Origin of the sequence: Streptomyces sp. SM1 (genome assembly GCF_002910825.1) — a bacterium.
In the GTDB taxonomy this organism is placed as follows: domain Bacteria; phylum Actinomycetota; class Actinomycetes; order Streptomycetales; family Streptomycetaceae; genus Streptomyces; species Streptomyces okerensis.
In genome coordinates this window covers 1-3,878 of sequence record NZ_NEUB01000247.1, presented here as the reverse complement: position 1 = coordinate 3,878, position 3,878 = coordinate 1, and the positions used below count along the sequence as shown (strand labels likewise).

The window sequence follows — 3,878 nt, the reverse complement described above, 5'->3', positions numbered from 1 at the left end:
GGGAGGCGGGGGGACGCCGGGTCGGTGCTGTCTGCGAAGCCGGCCGGGTCCATGGAGTCCTTGAGGTCGTCGAAGTCCTTGGAAGGCCTGGAGTTCCTGGCGTCCTTGTCGCTCCTGGCGTCCGCCGGGGCGGACGACAGGGACGGCGTGGACCGGGTGGTGCCGGCAGGCGTCGTCCCGGCAGCCGCAAGCGGGGCCGCGGGCGCCGCGTCCGCCGGTACGAGGATGTCCTGCGGGACGAGTATCAGGACGCCCGTGCCGCCGCGGGCCGAGGGGCGGTAGGAGACCCGGAGTCCGTACCGCCGGGCCAGCCGGCCGACCACCGCGAGGCCCAGCCGGGTGCCGGTGAGTCCTCCGAGCTCGGTGGTCTCGCCGGAGACCGCGCGCTCCGCGCGGCGCAGCTGCGCCTCGCCCATCACGAGCCCGCTGTCCTCGACGGACACGATGACGCCGGCCGGGACCTCCTCGACGTAGACGTGGACCTCGGCGGTCGGCGGTGAGAAGTTCGCGGCGTTGTCGAGGAGTTCGGCGAGCGCGTGCATCACGCCCTCGGCGGCGTGCCCCGCGACGGCGGTGTCGCTGGCGGAGTGGACGCGGATCCGCTGGTAGCCGCTGATCCGGCCCATGGCGCCGCGCAGGATCGACTCCATGGCGATGGGCCTGGCCCAGCGGCGGCCGGAGCGGGCGCCGGTGAGCACGGCGACGGAGTCGGCGAGCCGTCCCGCCTGGGCGGTGCGGTGGTCGAGGTGGAGCAGGTCGGCGAGGACCTCCTCGTCGTGGTGCTTCTCCTCCATCGCGCGCAGGTCGGCGAGCATGCCGGTGGAGAGGGCCTGCATCCGGCCGGCCGCGTTGGCGGTCGCGGAGACGGCGGCGGCACGGATGCCGTTGGCCTCCCGCAGCCTGGTGGTCAGCCGGGCGTTCCGCTCGCGGAGCCGGTCGCCCTCGGACACCAGCTCGCTCCGCTCGTCCTCCAGCCGCTTCAGCTCCTCGGCGTGGTCGCGGGCCGTGCGGGCGGTGTGGGCCGTGTGCTCCTCGGTGATGAGGTGCAGCTTCGCGGCGTGGTCCTCGGCCAGGCGCTCCAGTTCGGCGGTGTGCGCGCCGGTGAGCCGGGCCCGTTCGTCGGCGTGCTCCCGCGTCAACCGCGTGAGGTCGTCGCCGTACTGCTCGGTGAGCCGGTCCCGTTCGGCGGCCAGGGTCTCGGCGAGGTGGGCCCGCTCCTGGTCCAGCTCGGCGGACAGGCGGGCCCGTTCCCTGTTGAGTTCACCGGTCAGCCGCTCGTGCTGGCGACGGGACTCCTCGGACAGCCGGGCCCGCTCCTGGAGCAGCCGCCCGACGTCCTGGGTGACGGACTCCAGGCGCGACCGTGCCGCCCGCGCGGAGAGGAGGAAGTAGGTGGCCACGGCGGCGGCCGCGCAGAGCAGCACGGCGGCGATCGTCCCGGTCACCAGGACGGCACCGATCGCGTCGTCCGGCACGAGGAAGAACGCGGTGACGACCGCGAGCGCGGCGAGTGCCGCGGTCAGCAAGGGGATGGGCACCATGCTGCGGAGGGTGGGGCGGTCGCCGGGGAGCAGGGGGGAGGTCATCAATCAGGTTCCTCGGTCGGGTCCTCGGTCGGTCCGCGGGCGTGCGCCGTCGTCTCCGCGCGGCCCTCGGGTGGGTTCGATGGGACGCCGGACCTGAATCTGGGGTCGCTTTTCCGAAGGAGGTCCGACAACTGCGCGCAACTCGCGGTCACTATATGAGAGTTCGTGATTGTCTTGGGAAGATTCCGCTTCCGCTTTCGATAAATGCCGCGATTCGGGTCGCCGCGCACTGCCGCGGACGGTGTGTTCCGTCCCCTTCGCCCGGACTCCGAGGGGGCATCCTGAGGACATGACGGATGACCGGGAACTGCGGGCCGCACTGCGCGCCGCCGTGCGCGGCGAGGTCGACTTCTCCGCGACCGCGCGTGCGTTGACCACGATGGACGCCTCCAACTACCGCCGGGTACCGCTCGGTGTGGTGGCGCCACGGGACGCCGACGACGTGGCGGCGGCGCTGTCGGTGTGCCGGACGTACGGGGTCCCCGTGGTGCCGCGCGGCGGCGGCACGTCGATCGCGGGGCAGGCGACCGGCACGGGCGTAGTGCTCGACTTCACACGGCACATGAACCGCCTGCTGTCCCTCGATCCCGGGTCGCGCACGGCCGTCGTCCAGCCCGGCCTCGTCCTCGACCGCCTCCAGGAGGCCGCCGCCCCGCACGGCCTGCGGTTCGGCCCGGACCCCTCCACCCACAGCCGCTGCACCCTCGGCGGCATGATCGGCAACAACTCCTGTGGGTCCCATTCGGTGGCCTGGGGCACGACGGCCGACAGCGTGCGCGAGCTCTCGGTCGTCACCCCGCGCGGGGAGCGGTTGCGCCCGGGACGGGACTGGGCGGGCGCCCCGGCGGGGCTGCGCGAGCTGGTCGACGGCGAACTGGCCCGCCTGCGCACCGGTTTCCCCGACCTGCCCCGCCGTATCTCCGGTTACGCGGTGGACGCCCTGCTGCCGGAGAGGGGCGCCGATGTCGCCCGCTCCCTCTGCGGCTCCGAGGGCACCCTGGGGGTGCTGACGGAGGCGGTCGTGGACCTCGTACGGGCGCCGCGCGCGCGTGCCCTGGCCGTGCTGGCGTACGCGGACGAGAGCGGCGCGGCGGAGGCGGCGGCCGGGCTGCTGGAGTACGGCCCGCTGACCGTGGAGGGCATGGCGGCGGACCTGGTGCCGGTGGCGTCCGCCGCGGACCTCCCGCGCGGGGGAGCCTGGCTCTTCGTGGAGACCGGCGGGGACACGGAGGCGGAGGCACACGCGTGTGCGGAGACGGTCGTCCGCGCGGCGGACGTCCTGGACGCGCTGGTGGTCACCGACCCGGCCCGGCAGCGCGTGCTGTGGCGGATCCGGGAGGACGCGAGCGGTACGGCGACGCGCATGCCGGACGGCACGGAGGCATGGCCCGGCTGGGAGGACTGCGCCGTGCCGCCGCCCCGGCTGGGCGCGTACCTGCGGGACTTCCGGGAGCTGATGGCCTCCCACGGCCTGCGCGGTACCCCGTACGGGCACTTCGGGGACGGCTGCATCCACGTCCGTATCGACTTCGACCTGCTGACGGGTCCGGGCGTCGCCCGCTTCCGTCGCTTCTCGGAGGAACTGGCCGGGCTGGTCGTGTCCCACGGCGGCTCGCTCTCCGGCGAGCACGGCGACGGCCAGGCCCGCGCGGAGTTGCTGCCGCGCATGTACGGCGAGGAGACGGTCGCCCTCTTCGAGCGCGTGAAGGCCGTCTGGGACCCCGACGACCTGTTGAACCCCGGCATGCTGGTCCGCCCCTCACCCCTGGACGCGAACCTCCGCTTCTCCGTCCTCCCGCGCGGACCGGTGGACGTCGCCTTCGGCTACCCCGCCGACGGCGGCGACTTCCCGGCGGCCGTGCGCCGCTGCGTGGGCGTCGCCAAGTGCCGTACGGAGTCCGTGCCGGGGCCGGCGGTGATGTGCCCGTCGTTCCGCGCGACGGGCGAGGAGCAGCACTCCACGCGGGGACGCGCCCGCCTCCTGCACGAGATGCTCGCGGGCGAACTGATCACCGGCGGCTGGCGCTCCACGGAGGTACGGGACGCCCTGGACCTGTGCCTGTCCTGCAAGGGCTGCCGCTCGGACTGCCCGGTCGAGGTCGACATGGCCACGTACAAGGCGGAGTTCCTGCACCACCACTACGCGGGCCGCCGCCGTCCCGCCGCGCACTACGCGATGGGGTGGCTGCCGGTGTGGCTGGGCTGGGTGTCGCGGACGCGTACCGCGGGGGCGGTCAACGCCCTGGCCTCGGTGGGTCCGCTCGCGCGCGTGGCGAAACGGCTGGGCGGGAT

2 protein-coding genes are annotated in these 3,878 nt (G+C 74.3%); one reads left to right on the top strand and one right to left on the bottom strand.

Annotated elements, in window-relative coordinates:
• Nucleotides 1-1,586, bottom strand: a 1,586-nt coding sequence (locus tag B9S61_RS05830) for an ATP-binding protein (protein ID WP_181007262.1), incomplete at its 3' end; no start/stop codon positions are given.
• A 289-nt stretch (nt 1,587-1,875) separates the two neighbouring features.
• On the opposite strand from B9S61_RS05830, the gene B9S61_RS05825 reads away from it, so the two are divergent.
• The coding region (locus tag B9S61_RS05825; protein WP_103541229.1) for an FAD-binding and (Fe-S)-binding domain-containing protein at nt 1,876-3,878 on the top strand (2,003 nt) is incomplete at its 3' end.